The organism is Staphylococcus pasteuri (assembly GCF_030547725.1).
Taxonomy (GTDB): Bacteria; Bacillota; Bacilli; order Staphylococcales; family Staphylococcaceae; genus Staphylococcus; species Staphylococcus pasteuri.
The window spans coordinates 1-238 of the sequence record NZ_JAUOQO010000913.1 but is presented as its reverse complement, the minus strand read 5'-3'; the positions used below and the strand labels follow the sequence as shown (position 1 = coordinate 238).

The 238-nt window shown below is 34.5% G+C and carries 1 protein-coding gene; it reads right to left on the bottom strand.

Annotated elements, in window-relative coordinates:
* Nucleotides 1-186, bottom strand: a 186-nt coding sequence (locus Q4528_RS15895; RefSeq protein WP_303522714.1) for a hypothetical protein, incomplete at its 3' end; no start/stop codon positions are given.
* Between the last annotated feature and the right edge of the window lie 52 nt (nucleotides 187-238).

The window sequence follows — 238 nt, the reverse complement described above, 5'->3', positions numbered from 1 at the left end:
GTATATGCTTTCCATGCCAACACGCTCTGCAATTTCGTTAACTTCTATTACATCAAATCTTGGGAGCCATAGACTGACTTGGCCGTCATGTTCTTTAATTAATATTTTCGATGAATCAATTGTGTCAATATTAAGATCAGCTAGTATTTCATCTAACAAAGTGTAGTAAATGCCTTCTGCGGTCAAAATATCATTATCAATTTTGCTTCTGTTGTTGCGAGCGAATTTTGTTAAGTAA